Raw genomic sequence first — 276 nt, 5'->3', positions numbered from 1 at the left:
GTGGCCGCTGGGGTCTACGTAGTTGATGGGGTCGGCGTCGAAGGCGTTGTAGCGGTTGTGGAGTTGGTAGGTGTCTTTGGTGGTCCAGTGGCCGTCGGTGGTGTAGGTGCGGGCGGGGGTGTATTGGGTGTTGTCCCAGGTGTTGGTGTATTCGCCGCCGAAGGTGTGGGGGTTGGTGTGGGCGCGGTCGGTGTGGGGGTTGGGGGGTTGGGGGGTGCCGTGGTGGTCGGTGGGGGTGCCGTAGTCGTCGTAGTAGTAGGTGTTGGTGGTGGTGGC

1 protein-coding gene is annotated in these 276 nt (G+C 64.9%); it reads right to left on the bottom strand.

Translation table 11 applies throughout. The annotated features are described in order from the left end of the window. Nucleotides 1-276 (bottom strand): hypothetical protein (locus tag AA75_RS49565; protein WP_033821658.1); only part of this gene is annotated, 276 nt, incomplete at both ends.

Origin of the sequence: Kitasatospora sp. MBT63 (genome assembly GCF_000710465.2) — a bacterium.
Lineage (GTDB): Bacteria > Actinomycetota > Actinomycetes > Streptomycetales > Streptomycetaceae > Kitasatospora.
The sequence above is the reverse complement of the archived record's forward strand: the minus strand, read 5'-3'. Positions and strand labels throughout refer to the sequence as shown.